The 25,899-nt window shown below is 42.8% G+C and carries 21 protein-coding genes and 7 tRNA genes; 14 read left to right on the top strand and 14 right to left on the bottom strand.

Annotated features, from left to right (window positions below):
* Positions 1–3: 3 nt before the first annotated feature.
* From BXY41_RS18195 to BXY41_RS18165, 7 genes are all read left to right on the top strand, one after another.
* The gene (locus tag BXY41_RS18195) at positions 4–858 is read left to right on the top strand and encodes a carbohydrate ABC transporter permease (protein ID WP_104438285.1); all 855 of its coding nucleotides are present in this window, start codon (positions 4–6) and stop codon (positions 856–858) included.
* Positions 859–938: 80 nt separating this feature from the next.
* On the top strand, positions 939–4,076 hold the full coding sequence (locus BXY41_RS18190; RefSeq protein ID WP_104438284.1) for an alpha-mannosidase: 3,138 nt from the start codon (positions 939–941) through the stop codon (positions 4,074–4,076).
* A gap of 124 nt (positions 4,077–4,200) precedes the next feature.
* Positions 4,201–7,299: an alpha-mannosidase gene (locus tag BXY41_RS18185; RefSeq protein ID WP_104438283.1), complete on the top strand. Its 3,099-nt coding sequence runs from the start codon at positions 4,201–4,203 to the stop codon at positions 7,297–7,299.
* Between the two features lie 130 nt (positions 7,300–7,429).
* Positions 7,430–7,972 (top strand): HAD family hydrolase, encoded by a 543-nt coding sequence (locus BXY41_RS18180; RefSeq protein ID WP_104438282.1) that lies wholly within the window; start codon positions 7,430–7,432, stop codon positions 7,970–7,972.
* 18 nt (positions 7,973–7,990) lie between these two features.
* Positions 7,991–8,926 carry an ABC transporter permease gene (locus tag BXY41_RS18175; protein ID WP_104438357.1) on the top strand — a complete coding sequence of 312 codons (936 nt, stop codon included), beginning with the start codon at positions 7,991–7,993 and terminating at the stop codon, positions 8,924–8,926.
* Positions 8,926–9,792, top strand: coding sequence for a carbohydrate ABC transporter permease (locus BXY41_RS18170; RefSeq protein WP_104438281.1), 867 nt, complete (start codon positions 8,926–8,928; stop codon positions 9,790–9,792). The genes BXY41_RS18175 and BXY41_RS18170 overlap by 1 nt, the downstream gene beginning before the upstream one ends.
* Before the next feature lie 49 nt (positions 9,793–9,841).
* Positions 9,842–11,464, top strand: coding sequence for an extracellular solute-binding protein (locus BXY41_RS18165; RefSeq protein WP_104438280.1), 1,623 nt, complete (start codon positions 9,842–9,844; stop codon positions 11,462–11,464).
* 106 nt (positions 11,465–11,570) lie between these two features.
* Here the strand turns inward: BXY41_RS18165 and BXY41_RS18160 are convergent, their stop codons facing one another.
* Positions 11,571–12,485 carry a helix-turn-helix transcriptional regulator gene (locus BXY41_RS18160; RefSeq protein WP_104438279.1) on the bottom strand — a complete coding sequence of 305 codons (915 nt, stop codon included), beginning with the start codon at positions 12,483–12,485 and terminating at the stop codon, positions 11,571–11,573.
* Between the two features lie 170 nt (positions 12,486–12,655).
* On the opposite strand from BXY41_RS18160, the gene bglB reads away from it, so the two are divergent.
* Both bglB and BXY41_RS18150 read left to right on the top strand, forming a co-directional pair.
* Positions 12,656–13,732 carry a beta-galactosidase BglB gene (gene bglB, locus BXY41_RS18155; protein ID WP_104438356.1) on the top strand — a complete coding sequence of 359 codons (1,077 nt, stop codon included), beginning with the start codon at positions 12,656–12,658 and terminating at the stop codon, positions 13,730–13,732.
* A gap of 58 nt (positions 13,733–13,790) precedes the next feature.
* Positions 13,791–14,474, top strand: coding sequence for a hypothetical protein (locus BXY41_RS18150; protein WP_104438278.1), 684 nt, complete (start codon positions 13,791–13,793; stop codon positions 14,472–14,474).
* Positions 14,475–14,509: 35 nt separating this feature from the next.
* Here the strand turns inward: BXY41_RS18150 and BXY41_RS18145 are convergent, their stop codons facing one another.
* Positions 14,510–16,183: a prenyltransferase/squalene oxidase repeat-containing protein gene (locus BXY41_RS18145; RefSeq protein WP_104438277.1), complete on the bottom strand. Its 1,674-nt coding sequence runs from the start codon at positions 16,181–16,183 to the stop codon at positions 14,510–14,512.
* 443 nt (positions 16,184–16,626) lie between these two features.
* Here BXY41_RS18145 and BXY41_RS18140 point away from each other — a divergent pair, with 443 nt between their 5' ends.
* Positions 16,627–18,297, top strand: a complete 1,671-nt coding sequence (locus BXY41_RS18140) for a S8 family peptidase (protein ID WP_104438276.1) — start codon at positions 16,627–16,629, stop codon at positions 18,295–18,297.
* Positions 18,298–18,426: 129 nt separating this feature from the next.
* Complete coding sequence (locus BXY41_RS18135) at positions 18,427–18,723, top strand: phage holin family protein (protein ID WP_104438275.1); 297 nt, start codon at positions 18,427–18,429, stop codon at positions 18,721–18,723.
* 52 nt (positions 18,724–18,775) lie between these two features.
* Here BXY41_RS18135 and BXY41_RS26845 read toward each other — a convergent pair whose 3' ends face one another.
* From BXY41_RS26845 to BXY41_RS18095, 9 genes are all read right to left on the bottom strand, one after another.
* The gene (locus BXY41_RS26845; RefSeq protein ID WP_170072456.1) at positions 18,776–18,949 is read right to left on the bottom strand and encodes a hypothetical protein; all 174 of its coding nucleotides are present in this window, start codon (positions 18,947–18,949) and stop codon (positions 18,776–18,778) included.
* Between the two features lie 151 nt (positions 18,950–19,100).
* Positions 19,101–20,780 carry a S8 family peptidase gene (locus BXY41_RS18130; RefSeq protein WP_104438274.1) on the bottom strand — a complete coding sequence of 560 codons (1,680 nt, stop codon included), beginning with the start codon at positions 20,778–20,780 and terminating at the stop codon, positions 19,101–19,103.
* A 144-nt stretch (positions 20,781–20,924) separates the two neighbouring features.
* Positions 20,925–21,004: transfer RNA gene (locus BXY41_RS18125), tRNA-Leu, on the bottom strand.
* A gap of 25 nt (positions 21,005–21,029) precedes the next feature.
* A tRNA-Lys gene (locus BXY41_RS18120) sits at positions 21,030–21,102 on the bottom strand.
* Between the two features lie 3 nt (positions 21,103–21,105).
* Positions 21,106–21,177, bottom strand: a tRNA-Gln gene (locus tag BXY41_RS18115).
* 39 nt (positions 21,178–21,216) lie between these two features.
* A tRNA-His gene (locus BXY41_RS18110) sits at positions 21,217–21,292 on the bottom strand.
* 36 nt (positions 21,293–21,328) lie between these two features.
* Positions 21,329–21,402, bottom strand: a tRNA-Arg gene (locus BXY41_RS18105).
* A 3-nt stretch (positions 21,403–21,405) separates the two neighbouring features.
* A tRNA-Gly gene (locus BXY41_RS18100) sits at positions 21,406–21,476 on the bottom strand.
* Positions 21,477–21,512: 36 nt separating this feature from the next.
* Positions 21,513–21,587: transfer RNA gene (locus tag BXY41_RS18095), tRNA-Pro, on the bottom strand.
* Positions 21,588–21,644: 57 nt separating this feature from the next.
* Between BXY41_RS18095 and BXY41_RS27350 the strand changes: the two genes are divergently transcribed.
* From BXY41_RS27350 to BXY41_RS18085, 3 genes are all read left to right on the top strand, one after another.
* Positions 21,645–21,779 carry a hypothetical protein gene (locus BXY41_RS27350; protein ID WP_278321427.1) on the top strand — a complete coding sequence of 45 codons (135 nt, stop codon included), beginning with the start codon at positions 21,645–21,647 and terminating at the stop codon, positions 21,777–21,779.
* A gap of 259 nt (positions 21,780–22,038) precedes the next feature.
* Complete coding sequence (locus BXY41_RS18090; RefSeq protein WP_104438355.1) at positions 22,039–22,518, top strand: methylated-DNA--[protein]-cysteine S-methyltransferase; 480 nt, start codon at positions 22,039–22,041, stop codon at positions 22,516–22,518.
* A 109-nt stretch (positions 22,519–22,627) separates the two neighbouring features.
* Positions 22,628–23,341, top strand: coding sequence for a hypothetical protein (locus BXY41_RS18085; protein WP_104438273.1), 714 nt, complete (start codon positions 22,628–22,630; stop codon positions 23,339–23,341).
* 66 nt (positions 23,342–23,407) lie between these two features.
* Here the strand turns inward: BXY41_RS18085 and BXY41_RS18080 are convergent, their stop codons facing one another.
* The 3 genes from BXY41_RS18080 to BXY41_RS18070 are packed head-to-tail and all read right to left on the bottom strand — an operon-like array spanning position 23,408 to position 25,860.
* Complete coding sequence (locus BXY41_RS18080) at positions 23,408–23,983, bottom strand: ATP-binding cassette domain-containing protein (protein WP_104438354.1); 576 nt, start codon at positions 23,981–23,983, stop codon at positions 23,408–23,410.
* 2 nt (positions 23,984–23,985) lie between these two features.
* The gene (locus tag BXY41_RS18075; RefSeq protein ID WP_185140370.1) at positions 23,986–24,756 is read right to left on the bottom strand and encodes an ABC transporter permease; all 771 of its coding nucleotides are present in this window, start codon (positions 24,754–24,756) and stop codon (positions 23,986–23,988) included.
* Between the two features lie 21 nt (positions 24,757–24,777).
* Complete coding sequence (locus BXY41_RS18070) at positions 24,778–25,860, bottom strand: ABC transporter substrate-binding protein (RefSeq protein ID WP_104438353.1); 1,083 nt, start codon at positions 25,858–25,860, stop codon at positions 24,778–24,780.
* Positions 25,861–25,899 lie beyond the last annotated feature (39 nt).

Genomic DNA, 25,899 nt, shown 5'->3' with positions numbered 1-25,899 from the left:
AATATGAAAACAGGATATCAGGAAAGAAAATTTGTCACCACAGCGATTTATCATGTATTTACCTTTTTATTTGCATGTGTTATGATATATCCGCTTGTATGGATGGTGATGAGTTCCTTTAAAAATACCAATGAGATTTTCCGGACTGCTGCCAGCCTTTTGCCCGAACACTTTTCTTTTGAAAACTATAAGGTGGGCTGGAAAGGCTTTGCAGGTTATGGTTTTGGAACATTTTTTAAGAATTCCTTTGTAATTGCAGGTTTATCCACAGTAGGAGCCGTTATTTCCTCTGCTGTTGTAGGATACGGATTTGCAAGAATTGACTTTAAGTTTAAAGGCTTCTGGTTTGCGTGTATGCTTCTCGCAATGATGCTGCCTTTCCAGGTTATCATGATTCCGCAGTACATTATCTTTAATAAAATGGGCTGGGTTGGAAGTTATCTTCCCATTATTGTACCGCAGTTTTTTGGACAGGGCTTTTTTATCTTCTTAAATGTTCAGTTTATCAGGGGTATTCCCATTGATTTGGACGAGGCTGCCAGAATGGACGGTTGTACGATCTACTCCATATTTTACCGGATCATTCTTCCCCTCGTGAAGCCATCTCTGGTTACAAGCGCTATTTTCTCCTTCATGTGGAGATGGGATGACTTCCTTGCAGCTTTGCTTTATTTAAGCGATCCATTAAAATATCCGGTCAGCTATGCATTAAAGATGTTCTCAGATCCGACAGCTGGTTCCGACTGGGGTGCAATGTTTGCAATGGCAACTTTATCTTTGATTCCGATCTTCGTTATTTTCTTGACTATGCAGAAATATCTGGTGGAAGGAATCGCCTCTACAGGAATAAAGGGCTAATAAGGCTTTTTAGGTGGGAGACCCGCATATGCGGTGTTTCCTGCCTTTTTTAAAATTTAAGACAAAAGGTGGAATGACGAATGAATCCGATCAGAAACAGATTATTGGCGGCGCTGGAAGCACTGAAACCGCTATGCTATTCCAATTTAAAACCGGCAGAAGAAATGTGGATCAGCCCCGGAAGTTATGAGTGGAAAGAAGAGTTTGACAGCAGCATTTTAAATTGGGAGTCTTTTGGCAGGGATGAGACCTGGGGAGGATCGGATCGGCATTACTGGTTTAAGACCCGTATTACGGTACCGTCTGATTTAAAAGGAGCGCAGGTAAGAGCCGTTTTAAACACGGGAGCAACCGATATCTGGAACACAGACAATCCTCAAATCATGGTGTTTTTTGACGGAAAGCATTCCGGAACCATGGATATGAACCATCAGGATTTTATTGTGACAGAACATGCAAACGAGGGAGAAACACACGAGCTGGCATTTTATGCCTATTCCAACAGCTCCGGCCGTACTAATTTCTTTCATCTGGAAATCGGAGCCTACGAAGAAGAGGTAGCAAAGCTCTATTATGATCTTGCAGTACCATTTGAAGCAGCTGATCTTCTGGAAGAAGATGACTTAGAGCAGATTGAGGGATTTAAGGTTCTGTCAGAGGCAGTGAAACGGATTGACTTTACCAGACCCCATTCCAGACAGTTCTTTATATCCGTAAAAGAAGCAGATGAATTCCTTATGAATGCCTACTATAAAGACAGACCGGAAAATCCGGTGACTGTTCACAGCATCGGGCATACTCATATCGATGTCGCATGGAAATGGCCGTTAAAACAGACAAGACAAAAAGCAGTCAGAAGTTTCCGCACAGTACTGAATCTGATGGAGCGGTATCCGGAATACAAATTTATGTCCAGCCAGCCCCAGCTTTACGAATTTGTAAAAGAAGAGGCTCCGGAGCTTTTTGAAGAAATAAAGGAAAAAATAAAAGAGGGACGCTGGGAGACGGAAGGTGCCATGTGGCTGGAACCGGACTGCAACTTAGCATCAGGTGAATCCTTAGTCCGTCATATTCTGTATGGAAGAAGATTCTTCGAAAAGGAACTTTCCGGCCCTGTAAACGAAGTGCTCTGGCTTCCGGATGTATTTGGCTACAGCGCTGCCATTCCACAGATTATGAAGCAGTCGGGATTGTCTTATTTTATGACAACAAAGCTTGGCTGGAACGAGTATAATCAGTTTCCCTATGATACCTTTGTTTGGCGCGGAATTGACGGCAGTGAAGTTTTAACCTATCTGATATCAACCAAGGATTATTATAAAAACGGCCAGCCATCCAGAGGCTACAGTACCACCTACAACGGCAGACAGGATCCCAAACAGATTATGGGGACCTGGCAGAGATTTCAAAACAAGGATGTCAGCCGTGAAGTACTGACCTGTTATGGATACGGTGACGGAGGCGGCGGCCCAACTGAAGAAATGCTGGAACAGAGCCGGAGAATGGAACGGAATGTGGCCCGCTGTCCAAGAACCGAACAGACCTTTGTTAAGGACTTCTTTCACAAGCTGGAAGAGGAACTGGATAAAAAACGGCTTCCTGTTTGGGCAGGTGAATTGTATCTGGAATTCCACCGGGGAACTTATACATCCATGGCAAAGAATAAAAAATACAACAGAACCTGTGAGTTTTTAAACGGCGATGCAGAATTTTACTCAGTTCTTCAATCTCTTATTACCAAAAGCGTGGAGTATCCCAAGAGTCAGCTGGATGAAAACTGGAAGCTTCTGTTGTTAAACCAGTTTCATGACATTCTTCCAGGCTCATCCATCAAGGAGGTATATGAGGATTCTGAGGTTCAGTACAAGAAAATCATGGAATCTGATCTTGATATAATCAATCAGAGCCATGACAGTATTTTGAAGATATCTGGATTTGAATGCGACAGGAAGAACCCCACTGCCCTTGCAGTGTGGAACTCTCTAAGCTTTAAAAGAACCGGAATTGTTGAGTTTGAGACTGGGGTTAAGAATCTTTCAGCGCTCACCCAGCAAACCTTTGATGGGCACATGATCGCATTGGCTGAGGCTGTGCCATCAAAGGGTGTGACGGTACTTTCTGCAGGTGATTCCCTGGAGAAGGCAGAGTCCGTATTTACCTCTGTGGATTGCGGGAAAGAGGGAGCTGTGATAAAGGCAGTCAGCCCATACTATGAGGTGGAATTTGATCAGGCAGGAAATCTATCCCGAATCTATGACAGAACAGAAGAACGAAGTCTGTTAAAGGAAGGAAAAGCGGGAAATGAGCTGCTTGTATTTGAAGACCGGCCACTGGAATTTGATGCATGGAATATTGATTCTACCTTTGAGGAGAAACAGTGGCAGGTAAATGATGTAACAGAAATGAAGCTGTTAGAAAATGGCCCGGTCAGAGCAGTGGTACTTGTAAAACGGAAATTCATGGATTCTGTTATTGAACAGCAGATCTGCTTTTACAGCCATACAAAGAGAATTGATTTCAAGACCAGAATTGACTGGAATGAGCATCAGATGCTGTTAAAGACTGCCTTCCCTCTGGACATTCTGTGCAACGAGGCCAATTACGACATTCAGTTTGGTAATGTAAGCCGGCCGACTCACAAAAATACCACCTGGGATCAGGCAAGATTTGAAGTATGTGCCCATAAATGGGCGGATGTTTCAGAAGCAGGCTATGGTGCCGCTGTTTTAAATGACTGCAAATATGGTTATGACGTTCATGATTCTGTTATCCGCCTTACGTTATTAAAATCCGGCATATTCCCAAATCCGGATGCAGATCAGGGAGAGCATACATTTACCTATTCTCTGCTGCCTCATAAAGGAGATTTCCGTACTGGCAGAGTAATACAGGAAGCGTATGACTTAAACTGTCCTCTGATTTCTACTGAAATTAAGGGAAATGGTGTTCTGTCCTGTTCCTTCTTAGAAATTGAGAATGAAAATATACTGGCTGATACAGTGAAGCGTTCCGAAGATGGGGATGGACTGATTGTACGTTTCTATGAGTCTTATGGCATGCGGACCAATACCCACGTAACATTCTCCATGACAGAGGGTGCACAGATCAGTGAATGCAACTGTATGGAAGAGGAGACTAATAAGGTTCCGGCAGAAAACGGACGGATTGCACTTACCTTTAAGCCATATGAAATAAAAACCATAAAGATTCAATTGTAGGAATTATATTTTTGCAAGATTTGCAAAAGATATACAGTAACTTGACAAACTATGCATAGTCACTGCCTGTGAGATATCATATAATGGTGCAATATAACTGTATGAGAAAAGGGAGGATATGCAGATGGAGCTTGCTGCAGAACGAAACGGACGGATTCAAATATGGATGGAAGAATTAAAAAACCATTTATTTGAAAGACTTTCATCAGTGACTTTTACCGGTTTTACGACAAAAGAGCATTTCTCTTATGAGGAGGCACTAAAACAGGAGTTTTACCCCATGCCTCAGGGAACCCCCTGGGGCAGCAAATGGGAATACGGCTGGTTTTTAACAGAGATCGTTATGCCGAAAGAGGCGGAGGGAAAGCGGATTTTTCTTCACCCGGAGGTAGGCGGTGAGATGCTTTTATGGGTAAATGGGAAAACGGCAGGTTCCAGAGATTTAAAGCACGATGGAATTACACTGACACGCCATGCAATGGCAGGTGAGCGTTTTTTTGTTGTGGCAGAAAGCTATGCAGGGCATGGACCGAGACTGGAAAAGGGCGGACCATGCCCTGATTTTCGTACTGCGGTTCCGGAACCACCGGAGTTTCAGGTTAAAGTAGGAGATTCGGATTTTGGAATCTGGAACGAAGATGCATTTCAGCTGCTTATGGATGTATTTACCTTAAGCAAGCTTTCTGAGGGGCTTGATCCTAAATCCTTAAGAGCAATGAAAATAAATCAGGGACTTTTGGAATTTACATTTACAGCTGACTTTGAACTGGACCGGGAAGGGCGAAATGAATCGTTTCGTGAGGCCAGAAAAAAACTGGCGCCACTTCTTTCCTGTGTAAACGGATCAACGGCTCCGGAGTTTACCATTTTCGGACAATCCCATCTGGATCTGGCATGGCTGTGGCCATGGGAAGAGACAAAGCGCAAATGTGCAAGAACGCTATCCACCCAGATTGCCTTATCCGATGAATATGAGGATTATAAATTTCTCTTATGTGAGCCACCGATTATGGAGAATGTGAAAGAACATTATCCTGAGTTGTATGGTCGCCTTTTAAAGAAAGTAGAAGAGGGATCCTTTATCCCTGAGGGCGGCATGTATGTGGAACCTGATACCAATCTGGTATCGGGAGAGAGCCTCATACGCCAGTGCCTGTACGGAAGAAAGTGGTTTCGAAAAGAACTTGGGATAGAAAGTGTTATGGTCTGGCTGCCGGACTGCTTCGGCTTTAACGGACAGCTGCCCCAGATTATGAAAGGCTGTGGAATCCGTTATTTTGCAACTCAGAAGATGGCCAGAGCACTGAAGGGCTGCGATGTATTCCCTTATAATAATTTTTGGTGGGAAGGAATCGATGGAACCAGAATCCTGACCCATTTTTATAAAAAGAACAATGCAAGGCTGGATCCCCTTGATCTGATTACCAGATGGGAGGAAGACCGGGTGCAGCAGGAAAATATTGATACCTTTATTTTTCCGTTTGGATTCGGCGACGGCGGCGGCGGAGCCACCAGAGAGATGGCAGAGGTTGCAAAACGGGTGAAGGATTTGGAAGGCGCGCCCCGCACATGCATGGAAAGTCCGGTTAAATTCTTTGAAAGACTGGAAGAAGAAAACTCTGTAAAAGAGGTTTACAGAGGGGAACTATACCTTCCGTGGCATAGAGGAACCTATACGTCCCAGGCACGGATTAAGAAGGAAAACCGTTTGATGGAACGGAAGCTCCGGGAGGCGGAGATGCTTAATGCCATTGCATGTATTGTAAAGAGCGGTGAGAATAAAAGAGAAGAACTGGAAGCCTTGTGGAAAGTCCTTCTGTTTAATCAGTTCCATGATATTATACCGGGAACTTCCATCACCAGAGTTTATGAGGATGCACTAGCCCAGTTAAAAGAAGCTGGAGAAAGCACACTCTGTCTTTACGAGGAAGCAAAGAAGAAGCTCACTGGTCCAAATGCAGACGGTCTCCTGGTGTTTAACTCACTTTCCTGGGAGCGGGAAGAACTGGTGGAGATTCCCCTGGAAGAAGGAGAAGCGTTAATCAGCTGTGGCAGATTGCCGGTAAGCCAGAGAATGGGAGATCAATTGCTGATACCCGTAAAGGTACCTTCCTGCGGTTATGCCCAGATTGAAGAAAACAGCGGTGCAATTTTGAAAGATACTTGCAGAATCTATGAAGAAAACGGATTCTTTATTTTGGAAAACCAGCTTTTAAGAGTAACCATTGATGACATTGGCCAGGTAAGAAGCGTACTGGAGCGGGATAGCAAAACGGAATTTGTTGACGGAATTGCAAATGAATTTCTTCTTTATCAGGATATCAATGTGGATTATGATGCATGGGAAATCAGCTCTTTTTATAAAGATGTGCCAGTGAAACTCAGTCAGGATGCAGTGATCACCATTGAGGAGACAGGCCCTTTAAAAGTGGTTCTTCTTGTAAAACGGCAGATTCATAAGTCAGCCATGACCCAGAGAATCTCTTTGTCTTATCACAGCAGGCGGATCGATTTCGCAACAGAGATTGACTGGCAGGAAACCCACAAGCTGTTAAAGACTTCATTTCCGGTTACGATCCGGGCAGAGGAAGCTTTGGAAGAAATACAGTTTGGATATGTGAAACGGCCCACTCACCGCAGCCGCCGTTATGATGCAGACCGGTATGAGGTGTGCAACAACCGTTATACTGCAATGACAGAGCCCGGAAGAACAGCAGCCGTGCTCAATGATTCCAAGTACGGAATCAGTACGGACGGGAATGCGATGGAACTGACCTTGTTAAAAGCACCTGTATGGCCGGATATGTATGCAGATAAAGGGATGCAGGAATTTACTTACTCCTTTTATGTAAAAAGCAGTGATTTTGCGGACAGCGGTGTGGTTCGTGAAGGAATGCAGCTGAACAGTCCGCTTAAATTCTGGGGAAAAGGGGCAGGTAGGAAAGAATATTTCAGTATTTCGTCAGATAATGTGATTCTGGAGACCGTTAAAATGGCAGAAGACGGGGAAAATCATTTGATCTTAAGATTTTATGAGGCATTTGGAAGGCATACATCCTGCTCGATAAAAGCTGGTTTTAAAATCAGCAAATTGTGGGAAACTACAATGGAAGAAACCATATCATCCACAACCACACTGCCTGTGAAACTTTTAGAGAATAAAAGTGAGATCCTCCTGAATTTTGCTCCATTTGAAATAAAAACATTGCGTTTAATTTTATAAACGCAAAAAATGCGAGTAAGATGGTTTCAATAAAAACAAATTACGCATAGCAACAATGTACCCAAAATATTATAATGTTTTCATCAGCTTTAAGAAAAAACACACCAAAATTTGATATGGAGTTAACAAAATGCAAAAGAAGCTAATCATTTTTACAGACAGTGGGGATACCATTATTGACGAAGGTACTGAAATTCGCAATGATGAGGATATTGTGATCCACGCAGAATTAATTCCCGGGGCGGGGGAGACCTTAAAAGCTCTTTACGACGCCGGTTATGTCATTGCTATGGTGGCTGACGGAGAAGAACAGTCCTTCACCAATGTTTATGAAGAAAATGGCCTTGGTTATTGCTTCCACACCAGAACAATTTCCGAGATCGTTGGGGTCCAGAAACCTTCCGAGAGAATGTTTATAGATGCCATGGAGAAAAATCACCTGACAGAAGAAGATAAAAAAAGGGTGGTTATGATTGGAAACAATGTGAGAAAGGACGTTGCCGGAGCCAACCGCTTTGGTATTACCTCTATTCTCATTGACTGGTCTCCGCGCTATGATATGAATCCGGCTGATGAGTGGGAAACGCCGGACTATACCGTCCATGAGCCAAAAGAGCTTCTGGCACTGATTGAGAGTCTGGAGGCTAAGCTTCAAAAAGACGGAAACGAATAGAAGGAGGGTATGGATATTATGAAAGAAAAGAGAATTAAGGAAAAGGCACGTAAGATTCCTTTTAAGGTGTATGCGCGCAATACCTGGCAGCTTTACTTAATGCTTCTGATTCCGGTTATTTATATGCTTATGTTCCGTTATAAGCCCATGATCGGAGGAATTATTGCTTTTAAGAAATTTAACGTATTTGCAGGAATATGGAATAGCCCATGGGTTGGTTTTGCTCATTTTAAAGAGGCGTTCGGTTCTAAAGATTTCTGGAATGCGTTAGTCAATACATTGATATTAAATATCGGTGACCTGATTATTGGATTCCCGGTGCCGGTACTGATTGCTGTATTCCTGTTTGAAATCAGAAATGTGCATATCAGAAAAGCGACACAGACTATTTTATATCTTCCAAACTTCCTTTCCTGGGTTATTATTGCAGGTATCATTACCCAGCTGTTCTCTACAAGCGGTCTTGTAAATGATATTTTCCGCAAAGTAGGAGCTAAGGAAGTAAACTTCTTAAGCAGTCCTTTTATATGGAGATTTGTTTACTGGTTTGCAGGAATCTGGCAGTCAGCCGGTTACTCTCTGATTATTTATCTCGCGGCGCTTACTGCTACGGATCCATCTCTTGGAGAAGCAGCTTATATCGATGGTGCAACCAGATTGCAGAGAATCGCGCATGTGACCATTCCGCAGATCAGACCGACCATTTCAATCATGCTGATTATGCAGCTTGGTAAGATCGTCTCCATCGACTTTGACCGTCCATTTATGATGGGAAATACACTGGTTAAAAGTGCATCCGACGTTATCAGTACTTATGTTTATAGTGTAGGTCTTCAGGCAGGCCGTTTCGATTTCGCTACTGCCGTGGGTCTCTTCCAGTCCGTTGTCGGAATCATTATGATTCTGTCAGTGAATCAGATTTCTAAAAAAATGGGAGAGGAGGGAATTATGTAATGAGCGAATTAAAGAGCAAAGCAGACAGAAGGTTCCAGCTCTTCTGGAACACATTTTTCGTAGTAATCAGCATCGTGGCATTGATTCCCATAATCAGGGTTGTATCCATGTCATTGAGTTCCAAGGATGCCATTCTGGGTGGTAAAGTTTTCCTTTATCCTGTCCAGTTTACCGTGGAAGCTTATGTCAGATCATTTCACAGCGGAAGCTTCGTATCCTCATTTATTTACTCAGTATTCCTGATGCTTGGATCCACTTTCGTATGTATTGTCATGACCGTACTTGCAGCTTATCCCCTTTCTAAGAAGAACTTAAAGGGCGGAGCAGTCATTATGACCCTGTTTGTACTGACGATGTATTTAGATCCAGGTATTATTCCGAAATACTTAAACGTAAAAAGCCTGAAACTTATCGATACCGTTTGGGCTTTGATCATACCGGAAGCACTGAGTGCCTATAACATGATCATTATGTGTACCGCATTTAAGGGACTGGATTCATCCCTTTACGAAGCAGCAAAGATTGATGGCTGTAATGAAGTACAGACATTATTCAAAGTAGCGCTCCCATTGGTTTATCCAACACTGGCAACACTGGCACTGTTTTATGCAGTGGGCAGATGGAACCGTTTAAGCGATGTTCTTTACTATGTAAACTCTTCAAAGCTCTATACCGTACAGATGGTATTAAAACAGCTGATCGAAGCAGTAAAGCTGACCCAGGAGGAAGGTATCCAGTCTCAGCTGGTAGCAGATAACATTAAATCAGCAAGTATTGTAATCTCCATGACACCAATGGTAATTGCATATCCATTTATTCAGAAATATTTTACAAAGGGCATTATGCTTGGTGCCGTTAAAGGTTGATTATTTATTAATTAAATAATAAAAACGATTATGAAAGGGAGGTTTTATAATGAAAAAAGCAAAATTATTAAAGAGCTGTGTAGCTGTTTTAGCTGCAGCATCTCTGGTAACCGGATGTGGTTCCGGCGCAGCAAAAGATGCAACAACCGCAACAACCGCAGCAGCTGGCGGTACAGAAACAAAGGCAGCAGAGGCTTCCTCTTCCGCTGATAAGGGCGAAGAAGTAACAATTAAGGTTATGATCTGGGACAGAGGTGATGCAGCTCCCGGTACAACTGTAGAGAATAATACCCAGACAGAATGGGTAAAGAAACAGGTGAAAGAAAAGTACAATATTAACGTAGAGTACGTTTCCGTACCAAGATCTTCTTCTGATGAAAAAGTAAATATCATGATGTCCGGCGGAAGTGCTCCTGATATCGTATTTACCTATAATCAGGGTCTCTTTAACAGCTTTGCCACAGCCGGCGGTCTTACCGATTTAACTGAGGCTTATGAAAAGAACGGCGCAGATATTAAGAAATTCGTTGCAGATGCTCAGAACATGGGACAGATTGATGGAAAGCAGTTTGCAATTATGAAACAGAGAGGTGTTGAATCTCCTCGTCATACAGCTTATATCCGTCAGGACTGGCTGGATAAACTTGGAATGCAGATGCCAAAAACCAAAGAAGAGCTTACCGCTTATTTACAGGCAGTAAAAGACAAAAACCCTGGTGGAGTAGACAATGTAATTCCATGGGCGATGAGCGGACGTAATGATACTGAAAAGGGCTATATCAATTACCTTGGCTCTTATGTAAACCTTGCAGGCGATAAGGATGCTTATGTTTACAGTGAGGCTTATATGGCTGTAGCTCCTGGCGCTGTTGATGGTATTAAAAAATTAAATGAACTTTATAACAAAGGACTTATTAATAAAGATTTTGCAACTGATACAAACGAAGATCTTTATAAGGCTCAGGTAACAGCTGGTAACGTTGGTTTCTTCCTTGACGATACAGAAAGTCCATGGAACTATATCACTGTATTAAATCAGAGCGCAGGCGGAAGAACTTTCGTTCCTGTACAGTGCTTTGAACTGGCTGATGGTTCTTATCGTACACCATTTGAGCCAAGATACGGTATGTTTGTAATGGTACCAAAGAGCAGCGAGAAGAAGGCAGATGCCTGCATGAAGTATTTAAACTGGATGGCAGATCCGGCAGTTGCTGAAAATATCGTATTCACCGCAGAACACAAGAGAGATGAAAACGGAGTTCCGATTAAGTTATCCAGTGAAGAGCTTTCTTCTAAGGGATATCCAGGAACCTGCGATGACTTAAATATCGTTAACCTGGCTATGGATTGGACTAAAAATAAGGATTCAATCGTTTCTAAATGGGTGAAAGATCAGTCTGTTGAGTGGGAAACCCCTGACTGGTTCTCTAATTTCTATGATGTTCGTTCCGAAGGAAAGTTCCGTTTCCCTGTATATGCTAACATTTCACAGGCAGAAGCTGATTACGGTAAGAATGTTGAGAACTTAATGGTAGCTTATGTTTACAAGCTGATCAGCTGTACACCGGATCAGTTCGATAGTCTGCAGAAGACAGAATATGACAACCTTGTAAATGCAGGGCTGCAGAAGATTCTTGACGCAAGAGCAGAATATTTTGACACAATAAAGTAATTCCTTAACGGGGCAGCAGGCTATAAGAAGCTCGTTACAGCTCTTTCTCATCGAAATAAGGATGATGCCGGGAAGCTGTAACGGGCTTTTTCTGCCCATCTGATCGTTAAAGAATTGTCGGAATGCTGTTTCCGCCTCCATCTTTACGGAATTCAGAGGGCGACTGGCTGCAATACTTTTGAAAGATTCGGTTAAATTGTGAAAAGCTTGTAAATCCGCATTCTTCCGCCAGTTCAGAAATCTTCTTTTTCGTGTTCAACAGCAGGTATTGCACGTTTCGGATTCGTGTCATCTGTATGTATTGGGTCAGGGTGTAACCAGTCACATCTTTAAACTGATGGGACAGATAGTAAGGACTGATATAAAATTCCCTGGAAAGGGAGTCCAGTGTTAATTCTTCTGAATAATGATTATGAATGAAGTTGGCAATGGTGTATATTTTTTGAGAAGCTTCATCTTTTAACGGTTCATTGGAATAGGTGTTAAAAGGTGCCAGCTGCCGCAAGGTATAGAGAAATTCCACAAACATTCCGTGGACAATGAGTGATTTCAGTTCCGGTTCTTCGTCCTGAAAGGAGTAGCGGTAAATACGGTTTAGTTTTTCATTAACCAGCTGCTGCTGTTTGGAAGGAAAACGGAAAATCGGCAGCGGTGAGTAAAACGGTTCAAAAAGCTTCTGATAGGTTTCAGGCATTCCCCAAAGTGAAGGGGGGTACAAAAAACCGATGATCAGCCGTTTGCTGGGGGCACCTTTCTGATATTCGGAGCGGTGCAGCACCGATGGGCGTAGAAGTACGATATCGCCGGATCGTATAGAGTAGGGGATACCTTCTACCAGATGGTATGCCTGGGGACTGATCAGTATCATCAGTTCATAAAAGGAATGAAAATGCTGAAACGGCATGTTGATATCAAAGGATCGTTCATCATAATCAAAGTAATAATAAAGAGAGTGCTGGATATCGTTAATGGTGATATTATGTCTTTTCTTATAAAGCAGTGTATCATCAGGATTTGTCATAGGAACCACCTTTATACTTTCTATGGAGTAGTCATGTATCGGATATTCATTATAGCAGAATGATGACAAGATGTGCAATACATTGGCAAATAAAAAAGAAAAATATTGTAGAGATTGCAATGTGCCCCAACTATTTCGTTGGCTGGCAGCAGAAAGGAAGTGGCAAAAGAATGGAAAATTTAAAAGAAAAAATAAACCTGCTTGTATCCAGCTTTGAAAAGATTTTGTATGATGAAGATGATATCTTTTTGAAAAACATGCAGACAAATAATCTGGCTGGAGACAATCCGGAACGGTACCGCTATTGGGAATGGACACAGGGAGTAGGCTTATTCGGTTTATGGAAGATCTATGAGGAAACCGGTGAAGAAGAAATCATAGAGAAACTGAATAAGTATTATGAAAGACAGCTGACCATTGGTTTGCCTGCCCGTAATATTAACACAACAGCTCCTCTTCTGGCTTTAACCTATCTGGTTGAAAAAGACGGAAATGAGACTTATATGGAAATCTGCCGGGACTGGGCACAGTGGCTTGTGGATGAACTTCCCAAAACAGAAGAAGGCGGATTTCAGCACCTGACTTCTGATACTTTAAATGAGCAGGAACTTTGGGATGACACGCTCTTTATGTCCGTTTTATTCCTTGCCCGTATGGGCGTGATTCTTAAGAAACAGGAATGGATTGATGAGGCTGAATATCAGTTCCTCATCCATGTGAAATATCTGGCCGACAAAAAGACCGGTCTCTGGTATCATGGCTGGACGTTCCATGGCTGCCATAATTTCGCCGGTGCATTCTGGGGAAGAGGCAACAGCTGGATCACAATGGCGATTCCGGAACTGTTCGGCATCATTCCCTGCAGCGGTGCTGTTAAACACTATTTAACAGAAGTATTAAAAAATCAGATTGATGCGTTGGTTTCCTACCAGAACGAAAACGGCATGTGGCATACAGTCATTGATGACAATACCTCTTACGTTGAGGCCAGTGCAACCTGTGGTTTTGGTTATGGAATATTAAAAGCGGTTCATTTAGGACTTGTGGATGCCTCTTTTGAGGCAAGTGCCAGAAAGGCTCTTCTTCCCGTTCTTCAGTGTATTGATACGGAAGGTGTGGTGCACCAGGTATCCTATGGAACACCAATGGGAAGGGAAAGTGTACAGTTCTATAAAGATATTGAACTTCGCCCAATGCCATACGGACAGGCAATGGCTATGCTGTTCCTGTTAGAAGCATCAAAATAATAAAGAAAAAGGGCGGACCCATTTTACGGCAATCCGCTCTTTTACTATGGAGGAAAAAATGAGCACAGACTTAGAATTACTGGCAGCCTATAAACCAGTCATCATGCAGGATAAAAAAGAGCCTTTTATAATTACAGCCATGGGATGTACTATTTTTCGGGAGACAAAGAAAAGTGATTCATTTCCAAAACGTGAGATTGTAATTAATAAGAAAGAAGTGGATTTTGCAATCGAATATGCCATCTGGTATGATTTTGATATCCAGCATTTATACGAGCTGGAACATGTCTGGGTTTATGTTGACTATCATGGCAGAGTAATAAAAGTGGAAGCCAGCTTCCATGGCAAGTTTTTAAACATGGTAGACCTGGATAATGGGGAACTGATCCTGGAGAACGGTACCCATCCGGTGGTCTATGCCCAGCCTGGCAAGCACGCGCTTGTGCCTGATCCCAGAGTAATCAGAGTGATACCGGCCTGGTTAGAAAGCTGCCAGGAGATGGCAGGGGCAGACGGTGTCCTGGTTCAGGATATGTTTGCGGATCAGATCCATACCGATGAGGATCTGCAGAAAATGACTGAGACATATATTAAGGAAGTATTTGGGTTTAAGCCTTCTATGGAATTTGTACCATTTACCCTGGAAAATGAGAAGCTGATGTCCTGGGAGGAATTGAAACAATCCATTCCTGACCGTGTTAACAAACAGATTGCAGTGATTAAAGATTACTTTCACAAATAATGAATGAGGGTGCAGGAATGCACCCTCATTTCATATTAATAGGCGGCTGGAACCGCACGAAGTGATATCGTATGTTTAAAGCAGGTAAAATCTGTAAAATAGACCGTATAACAGTCCTGTGAACGTCCCTGACTTCCGAACTTGCCTGCTACATAGTTATGTGCACCAAAGCCAGGTCCGGCCGTAATGGCATATTTACCCTTGGAGGCAGTAACGGTACCTTCTCTTGCCACAATTCCACCACCTGCATTTCCTTCAGAGATGAAATAAGGGGATTCCACCCGGCAGCCTGCATCAAATGCAAGTTCCACACGGAGGGGAGCCCGGTCAATTCCAGCAGTTTCTATGGTTATATCAACCCCATCCGCTGCCTCCGTAACAGTCAGTACAAAATTCATGTCAGGTCCATGCAATTTTTCTCTCTTAGAGTGATCCATCTTCCACCAGTCCGCAGTGTCCTGAGGTTCCTGGAAGGGAAGGTAGTACCAGCCCGCCATTTTCTGATTCAGTACAAATCCCTCATCTCCGGGAAGCTGAATAAGGTTCTCCGGAACGAAGTATCTGTGTTCACAGAAGCTTGCACCAATTTTCATACTGACGCATAAATCTCCATGCACAAAATAGAGGAAGGAAGGGCTGCTTTTTAGGATGGAACAGGAATAAGCTTCTCTGCGAAGCCGTACAATACCAGAATCAGTATAGTGGTGGCAGTAGTTAGTCAGAATCTTGCTATCCTCATATTCAAACTCGCCCAGTTCAGGAAGAAGCATGAAATGAATCAGCCAGTCCAAAGGTCCGATTCCTTTTGCAACAGCCTGATCCATAATAAAGCAGGCGGCCTGCAAAAAGGTCTCGTTGTGGAATTTAATTCCCATATATAAGTATTCCAGATAATATCCGGTTGGGTAAACTCTTGTGCCTCGATCCTGCCTCGTGGAGTTATTGGTAAAGATACTACCGTCCGGCTCCATATAGTGAAGCATCATGGTTAAATTTCTTTTAACAGGCTCATACCAGGAATCGTCACCGGTTGCCATTGCCAGCATGATCATCGCGTTGTTATTAACCAGGTTATATCCTCCTGCTGACCGTTCTGCGTATTCTCCGTCTTCATTGCAGTCGCAGCCCTCGATTAAGAATTTTTCTGCCCCTTTCTTCATGGATTCATCAGAAGTGAGGCGATAGAGCATCATTAAAGCGGAAGCAATGGCCCAACGGTGGTTGGGAGTGTGGAAACCCCCGTTTATCATGGCCTTTCCGCCTTTGATCAGAATAGACTCCATAACAGGCATAAGAGCAGAAATCATGGTCCTTTCCATAGAAGGGCAGTTTTCGTTCCCTGACAGCCGGTTTAAATATATATAAGCGGGCAGAAGTCCGTCAATGCAAAATGCCGTATCTGCACCAGAATAAAAATTACAGTTAATCAGGTCAAAAAATCCGTTTTCCCGCTGACCGTTTGCAATATAGGAGAGAGCGATGGATATTCTATTGTAGATATTTTCATCGCCGTAAAAACGGCTTTTACTGTTAAATAAGCAGGCGGTCATGGTTGTCACCTGAAAGATGGCAAGCTTTGGTTCTACCAGCCCGTCATGATCACGAAAACCTCCATAGAATTCTGAGGTCTCATCCATGACCTGCTGATTCAATATTTCTTCTGTTTTCCGGTCGCTGTATAAAATGATTTTTTCGTAATGTTTTTTCATAGATGCTCCATTCTCCGCAGTCTGCGGCTTAAGTCTTTGCCGTTTTTATTGTATCACGGGAGTGGGAGCGGGACAATGCAGATGTTGCCAATTTGATTTCAAAAGTTCGTAAAAATTGCGGTACCTATTTGAAGGGGAGGTCTGGGAGTAATTCCTGATGCTTTGATAGGAAGACATGATAAAAAAATGGAGCACCGCAGGATTGGGGAAATACGGTACTCCTAAGAAGAGTTACATAAAGTATAACGCAAGAAAACGGTTAAGTAAAGATAAATATGTAAATTTTTTCATAAATTAGTGAAAACTTAAGAAAAACAATGGGTATTTGAGATTATATATGTTAGAACAACCGTGTTATTATGCAGTTGAAAATTAATTTCATATTGAATAGGTTGCTGCATAGATTATACCATATGCTCCATCTATGATTGCGGGAGGTGCGAATGGAAAAAATTCTGGACAATCGATATTACGATTTAATTATTAGCAATGCATTGGTCACTTCGTATAATACCGGTGATAACATTACCATGCTGAACGATTTGTTTTCTCTGCTTCATATCCCAAAGGATCGTATGGAGCCTTGTGATCTTGGAGTAAATGCCTATCACAGCTTTCCGGAACTATATACACTGGAATCGGTTATCAGTATGGAAAATACCGGTGAAGAATCAAGACAGATCGCTGCCACCCGGGGACTGTTCGGCAGAGGCGTCATAGTGGGTATTATTGATACAGGAATTGATTACCGTCATCCTGCCTTTATGAATAATGACAGAACCAGCCGTATTCTTTCTATATGGGACCAGACAGTGGACGGTACACCCCCGTCAGGCTTTACCTTTGGTTCGGAATACACAAAGGATCTGATTAATTTTGCTCTTCTTTCCCAATATCCCAATAACATTGTACCGACCAATGATCCTTATCGGCATGGCACTGCAATTGCAAGCATTATCGCAGGACGCTCCAACGAAAAGGAAGGATTCAGCGGAGTAGTGCCACAGGCTGATTTAGTGGTGGTAAAGTTAAAGGAGGCAAAAGAAAATTTAAAAAGACTGTTCTGCGTTCCAACAGGTGCCCTGTGCTATCAGGAATCAGATATTATATTAGGAATCAGATATTTACTGAACGTTTCAAACAAGTTAAATCGTCCCCTGGTAATCTGTCTGACGCTGGGAACCAATCAGGGCGGACATGACGGACGGGGAGCTTTAAGTACTTATTTAGACAACCTGATGCTGCTGCCTAAAATAAGTATCATTACCTCGGCGGGCAATGAAGGAAACAGTCGCAGGCACTATTATGAGGAGGTCACAGAAGAACCGTATTCTGGCAGTTTCCAGTTAAACTCAGGAGGAATTGACAACGAATACTTTATAGAAATCTGGCCCTATATTCCTTCCAGGCTTTCCATACAGCTGACAGCACCCACCTGGGAAAGCTCCCAGGTTATAAAACCTGCGTTAGGACAGTGCCACAAGCTAAGTTTTCAATCCATTAAAACCAATGTCTGGATAAATAATATTTTATTTGAATCAGAGACTGGAAATCAGCTCATCCTGCTAAGGTTCCGGAATATGGAACCGGGTATCTGGTATATCAGGCTGGATAATAAGGATGCGATACCGTTTTCATTTCATTGCTGGCTCCCATCTGGAAATTTGATTTCAAATGAGACTTATTTTGTAAATTCCGATCCCAATACAACCATTACCATGCAGGGAGATACTGCTAATCTTCTGTCTGTTACGGCATATAATCAAAATACCGGTTCCATTCTTGCGCAGTCCAGCAGAGGTTATACAAGGCTGGGAGGGATAAAACCGGATCTGGCGGCACCTGGGTATAATATTCCATGTGCAATACCGGATTTTCAGTATGGAACAGCCACAGGAACCGGAGTAGCTGCGGCATATGCTGCCGGGATCGCTGTCAAGATCATAGAATGGGCATACATTAAAGGAAATTACACCTCCATTACTGGAAATCAGATCAGTCGCCTGATGATGAGAGCGGCAGAGCGGGATCCTGACGCTGTCTATCCCAATAATATATGGGGGTATGGAAAGATCAATCCTGAAAATATTTTTGATGAGTTAGAAGACTTTTAACTACTACCTCCTGACTGGTAAGAAGTACTTTCTGGTTAGGAGGCTTGTTGTAACCTTTACGGGAAATCATGCATCCAATAAAAAGGGGAGAGTTTGTCTTTCACGAAACAGGAAAGGGGGAGATCTGTTATGATGGAGGAGATTCTTCGTTATGTGAAACCGGAATTGATTGTGGTGGCTTTGGTTTTGTATCTTCTGGGACAGGGTATTAAGCAGAGCCAGACGATTAAAGATAAGTATATCCCGCTTATTAATGGGGCGGCAGGTATCATTCTTTGTGGAATTTATATTTTTGCAGTCAGTGAAACAGATACTGTACAGAAAGCCGCTATGGCTGTATTCAGTGCAATGACACAAGGCATACTGGTTGCGGGGCTCAGCACGTATATTAACCAGCTGATAAAACAGTGGGGAAAGCCTGATTAAACAGACTGCATATCCTGGTTTGATTTGGCGGGTTATCGGTAACCCGGCCCGCCTACTTCCCGTCGCCTAATTCTTTTCTGACTCTGGGGTTAATGCCCCTGCGTTTCATCTCACATAAGATGTTTTCAAATTCGTCCGGTGGAGCAGCAGGAGTCTTTATATCTCTGCTTGCTGTTTCCAGCCGGTCGAATTCTTGAGCCAGTTTTTTTTCCTTCTTGAGATTCATAATTATCACCTCCAGGTGAATTATAAATGAATTAGATATTAAACTATATAGAAAATATTGAGTTTACTGTAGTATTATGAACAATTGACAAAGGATAATGGCGGGTATCCGGTGTTCGGTCCCGCCAATTGAAAACATAAGCGCTAAAAAATCAAGTACGCTTAATACCAGAAAGCCGATTAAATATATTGTATATATTTATCTGCCCATATCCCCAAATATTATTTGGATAGATATATAGATCGTTGCGCTGGGCCTCCCGTATAATCATACGATTGATCTGAATACCAGTGACAGCTGTAAAATTCCCTTTACTATAAGCCCATTCCAGAATCATGGCAATCACTCCGGCGGTATGTGCCGCAGCCGCACCTGTTCCTGTAAGCGTACCGTACTGCTCTTTAGGAATAGCACAAGGAAGCTGGTATCCGGGAGCGGCAATATCTGGTTTAATAAGACCGCTTCTTGTATAACCTCTCCCAGATTCAACCAGTATTGTATCATTATACTGATTATAGGCGGTAACAGTCAGAGCACTCATGGTGTTTCCGGGTGTGGTAATTGTAGTGTTCGGATCTCCTTTTAAGAAAAAGGTTTCATCGGAAATCAGATTTCCAGATGGCAGCCAGGAGTGAAAAGAGAATGGTTCCTTTTCATTATTACGCACAAGAAGATTCCAGATACCCGGAAGGGGATTATCAAACCGTATTAAAATGACAGGATCTCCGGTAGTGCTCTCAAAGGCGATATTATTAACCCAGATATAACTATGGCTGCTTCCTAAAATAAATCCTTGGCACTCCTTGAGTGATGGATAAACAATCTGCGTTGTTTCACCAGTTGGTGTAGTAATTTCGATAGAGAATCTCTGAGGAGCATACGGCCAGATTTCCATAGAAAACCGTCTGTCACTGATCCCAATATTTAAGGCGAAGTTATTATAGAACGGCTCGGATAAAGTGTTATTAAAGTAATGCCTGTTATTGCTGCCTTCGTTTCCGGCAGAAACAGAAATTCCGATCCCGGGAAAACGTGAAATGCTGTCCAGATAAGTGCTTAAGGGACCATAACCATCATGTCCTCCATGGCTGCTTCCAAGAGCAATGCATATGACGAGAGGGCGGTTCAGCTTTTGAGATACTGTTATAAGGTAACGTATGCCAAGCATGATATCGGATTCTTGAAAGCATAGTGAATCTGTAGGAGCGAAGAAGATATTTTTAAGGTTATGCTTTGCTTCTTTTAACTTTACCACTACCAGTTCTGATTGTGGAACTATTCCGGAAAAAGAATGGTCTGAATCAGGATTGCCTGCAATGATGCTTGCAATCGCTGTTCCGTGCCCATTTGTATCCATTGAGGGGACAATTGAGGCTGGATCTCTCGAAACTAATGCATTATTAATAAGACTTTTATTGTATTCCGTACCAAACGTAAAGCCGGAAGGCGGTAAGCCTTCCTGAATTGTCTGATCCCATATAGACAAAATGCGGGTGGTTTTATCATTATTTATAAATGCGGAATGTTGATAATCAATACCGGTATCTATAATACCAACGATAATACCCTGGCCGAACAGACCAAATTCAGGGTTGTTTTGAACCGCTTCAATGCCTGATTTTTCCATGCTGATTGATGAGGTAAGTGTAAATAGAGCAGGAAGGGCTTCATAAGGGCTTTGCTCCAGGCCGCAGGCTTCTATATTATATTTCAGAACATGCCGCAATGAGTGGAGACTATTTAATAATGTAATATCATCATTTCCATAGGAAGAGACGGTAACATTATTTACGATTAAATCATAATAATCATCATCCAATATTTTTAACAAGATTATTCCCCTTCTGTTTCGACAGGTTTGTAATATATCTTATGCCTTAGGGAATTAGTTATGAAAAATTCTGCCCAAAAACAAAAACACCGGATTACCTTGTATTAACAAGGGATTCCGGTGTTTCCATCAATTCATTATACATGCGGGTAACAGGACTTGAACCTGCACGGTCTCCCACCAGAACCTAAATCTGGCGCGTCTGCCAATTCCGCCATACCCGCTGATAGCAAACAGATCATAATAAAATGAGACACCGGGGATTCGAACCCCGGACAACTTGATTAAAAGTCAAGTGCTCTACCACCTGAGCTAGTATCCCATACTGGGCTAGTTGGATTTGAACCAACGAATGCAGGAGTCAAAGTCCTGTGCCTTACCGCTTGGCGATAGCCCAATAACATCTCCTGATAAAAAAAAATTCCCTTCAAGGGAAAGGTGAGTACAGGGATTCGAACCCTGGGCCTCCAGAGCCACAATCTGGCGCGATAACCAACTTCGCCATACCCACCATAAAAAGCTTCACACTGCTGGTTGACAGTGTGAAACGAGCCTGAAGGGATTTGAACCCCCGACCCACGGCTTAGAAGGCCGTTGCTCTATCCAACTGAGCTACAGACTCAAGAGCGGGTGATGGGAATCGAACCCACGTATCTAGCTTGGAAGGCTAGTGTTCTACCATTGAACTACACCCGCAAAGGTTTTTTGAGAAATAGATGACTTGATCTCAAGTCGGGGTGACAGGATTCGAACCTGCGACTTCCTGGTCCCAAACCAGGCGCTCTAGCCAAGCTGAGCCACACCCCGAAGGTTTTTTGCGTCTTTGTTTTTTTCTTGTTTTCCGCAACGCAAGAGTTATTATATATGATGGATATAGATTTGTCAACAATATTTTCAAAAAAAAATAAAAATCGAAAAAAGCTGATATTTGCGGGATTTCGTAAGGGGAGAAAAGCAGAAAGAATAGCCTTAAAATGGGAGGAACCGGCAGGTACATAAATGTTCCTGCCGGTTTGAGTATGAAAAATAAAAAGTCAATGTTAAAAGGGTGGGGTTCCTTTACAAATATCAGTATACCCTGGAATTATGACATAAGTTTGACCAGTCGATAAAGATTTCATAAAAAAACTAAAAGAATTCTAAGTAATGTTTGAAAAAACAGAAAGTTTTTCCATATAAAGAGGATATGTGTAATGCTTCTTATGATATAATTGTTACAGACCGTAAAACAGAAAAGACGAAAGAGAAAGGTGCAGTTATGAAATACTGGGAAATTTTTGAGAGTGAACTGGGTCCTATTCAGGTAATATGTGATGAGGAAGGAGTATTAGGCGTGGAATTTGGGAGTGAAGCCCCAAAAGAGGGATTAAAAAAATCCACAGACCTGATAAAGAAGACGGTTCTTCAGCTGAATGAGTATTTAATAGGAGAAAGAACAGAATTTGATCTTCCGTTAAAGCCTGAGGGAACTGCATTTCAAAAAAAGGTATGGGAGGCGCTTTGCACCATTCCTTACGGACAGACAAGAAGTTATAAAGAGATTGCCATACAGATTGGGAATGAAAAAGCCTGCCGTGCAGTGGGGATGGCAAATAACCGCAACCCCATTTCCATAATCATCCCCTGCCACCGTGTAATTGGTGCAGACAAAAGTCTTGTGGGATATGGGGGAGGACTGAATATTAAAGTGAAGTTATTAAATCTGGAGAGTTCTGGTGTCACCTGGAAAAATTATTAAGATTTCATTGTGATTCTTTCGGTTCGTTTAAAATGCTATACTTTCCCGACTGTTCATGTTATAATCCTCCACGTCACCAGAAAAGAATTTTATGATGAGGAGTGATTCTATGAGAAAAAATAAGATCTTAGCAGGAATCTTGATTGCGATGACAGTGATGATGACAGCGACAGCCTGCGGAAAGAATAATACTAAAGCGGAATCGACGCAGGAAACCAAGCAGCAGGCAGAAGCATCCACTGAGGCAACCACAGCGGTGAACGCAGAAGTGGCTTCATCGGAGCAGGAAACATCAGAGGGTGAGGAGACATCGGAAGAAGAGGAAACAAAAGAAACACAGCCGATTACAGCCAATGATGCAGGCGATATTAAGGAAGGCTTATTTACTTCCAAATCAGGCAAATATGAGATTATGCCGCCAAAAGGCTGGTCACTGGACGAAGACGGTGACGAGAGTGTGGTAGCAATATCTTCACCGAATGGCGAAGATTACCTGGAAGTTACTTATGTACAGGGTGATGATGCAGATGGAGCCAGAGAAGTTTATCCGGCTACCATGGATGAATATAAGAAGTTAATCAGCCGTGGTGAGGATATGGAATTTGTTCGTTATGATGTTAAAAACGGCAGCGACGGCAGCCAGACCTTCCGTTATGCACTTCGGTATAAGACACCTCAGGATGGAGTTCGTTATTATGCCATCTCCGGTTCTTATAACGCAGCTACAAAAACTTATATCAGTGCAGCAGGAACCATTGGTTCAACTGACAGCGGTGTAGAAGGACAGATCGAAGCAGCTCTGGATTCTCTTAAACTGAAATAAAAAACAATAATAGAATGAATGAAAGCAGGGGCGGTAACCAGTTAAACATGGTTACCGCCCCTGCTTTTATAAGTGAATCTTTATTCCGTTTAACAGCTGGACATCCTCTTCCTGATGTGTACTGATTAAAACCAGCTTTCCTGCCGATTGCTCTTTTATATAGGTTATCACCTGTTGTTTTGTCTCCTCATCAAGGCCTGTAAACGGTTCATCCATGATTACCATATCAAAAGGTACCATTAGAGCGCGTATTATGGCCACACGGCGTTTCATTCCACCACTTAAGGTTGATGCTGCCCGGTCCAGAGATTCGTCAGGCAGCAGCCGTTTAAGGGCTTCCCTGGCCTTCCTCTTATTATTTCCAGAAGAAGGCATTACCATGGTTACATTTTCTACCGGAGTGAACGCTTCGCAGAGCCGGTTTTCCTGAAATACGGCTGAAATTCTTTCTTTGGCAAGACCGTTTACCTCTCCGGAATCGGCTGAAACAAGACCCAGCAGTATATGAAACAATGTGGTTTTCCCTGATCCGGATGGTCCCATGAGACAGTAAATATTACCCGATACCAGATGAAGACTGACCTGATCAAGTACGAGGTGTCCGTCAAAGGACTTGCAAAGCTTTCTGATTACAAGTTCCATATTCATTCCACCTCTTTCTTTTTCTGTCTGATTCCGGGAGATGCCAGGCTTAAAAGCCACAGGAAAAAGGATTCAAAAATCGCGCTGAGTAAAATGATCACCAGCGTCCAGGCAAATAAATCAGCAGTACTTAAATAAATCTTGGAAAGATAAAGCTTTTCACCGATTGAATGGAGAGGAACGCCGATTACTTCTGCGGCAATTCCTGACTTCCAGCTCATACCCAGCGCCACCCGGCAGCCGCTTGCCAGATAGGGAAGCAGCGCCGGACGATAAAGGTAAAAAAATCTTTTTGCTTCTGACATCTTAAAAACATCAGCCATTTCCAGCAGATGACGGTCTGTGCTTTTGATTCCTGCAATGGTCTGTATATAGATTATGGGAAATACAACAAGGAACCCGATAATCACAGAGAGATTTTCAGATCCTGCCCAGATTAACGCCAGTATAACAAAGGAGGCAACCGGAACCGACTTGATCAGTGCCATAAGAGGCGACAGAAAATCCCCGATGAGGGGGTATCGGCAGGCAGCTGTACCGGCTAAAATTCCGGCTGCAAAAGCAGAAAGAAATCCAAGGTTGATTTTTCCAAAGGAGTAACCTATGGTTTTCCAAAAGTCTGCCAGACCGATCTGGTTGAGCAATGCCAATATGACGTCCAGCGGACCTACCAGTATAATGCTGTTGTGGACGGCCAAACTGGCGGCCTGCCATATCAAAAGCCAGAACAGGATGATTCCGGCTTTTTTTAAGCGGAGAATGCCTGCATTCATAATCGGATCTCCTTAAGGTGCTTACTGATGCATATAGTAGAAGTCATCACCAGGCAGTGCGCCTCCCACTGTCTGAGGTTCCATTTCATAAAGAACATTTAAATATCCGCTTAAAAGAGATTTCATTTTTTCACCGTCTACATAGGTAATGCTGCAGAAAGGTATTGCTTTTTCTGCAACAGGTGCTTTCTCAATAATTCCAGCGGCAGCCACTAATGCAGCGGCCTCGCTTACATTATTATTGGCAAATTCTGCAGATTCCTTGTGATCTGCAAGAAATTGATCAATGGCTTCTTTATGATCCTTTAAAACATCATTTCTGCAGACAGTAACGCCAGTTACCAGACTTCCGTTTCCTTCTTTTGCAGCGGCATCCCACTCTTTGTTTAAATCAAGAACCATTTTCAGCTGATCGTTCTGAGCCATGGCGGCTGTCACAAATGGCTGGGGAAGAAGACCTACTGCGTCCGGTTTCTCTTTTAATACGGCAGCTACTTCTGCAGCTTCTGACTTATATTCCAGCTTTACATCATCAGCAGTCAGCCCGTTCGCCTTCAGGACGTAATTTAAGGCATAATCAGGAGTGGTTCCTTTTCCTGTTAAATAAACAGTTTTCCCCTTTAAATCAGCTGTGGTATGAATGGAGTCATCCGAAGACACAGCATAAAGAACGCCCATGGTATTGATGTCAAGAACGGTCACATTGTGTTTGGTTTTGGTGTAAAGGATGGATGACATATTGGCAGGGATCAGGGCTACATCCAGTTCTCCGCTCACAATTTTACCAAGGAGCTCATCGGCTGCAGTCACCATGGTAAATTCATAGGAATTCCCGGTTTCTCCATTTTTAGCCTTGTCCATCAGTTTTACCAGTCCCATGGAAGTAGGGCCTTTTAAAGAGCCGATTTTTAAGGTGTAGGAGTCTTTTGAACCCTCTGCTTTTGAAGGCTCCGGTGCTTTGGTGGTTTCTGGTGCCGCTGTAGTCTGGGCCGCAGATGTGCTTTCCGGTGCTGGAGCGGAAGCCTGTGGACTGCTTTTTGCACAGCCGGTTAAGACAACGGCTGTCATAGCAAGTGCTGCAAGTGCTGATAAAACTTTTTTCATAATAATCCTCACTTTCTGTCCGTACCATTTTATATTGGT

The sequence above is a fragment of the Lacrimispora xylanisolvens genome, from assembly GCF_002934545.1.
GTDB lineage: Bacteria > Bacillota > Clostridia > Lachnospirales > Lachnospiraceae > Lacrimispora > Lacrimispora xylanisolvens.
The sequence above is the reverse complement of the archived record's forward strand: the minus strand, read 5'-3'. Positions and strand labels throughout refer to the sequence as shown.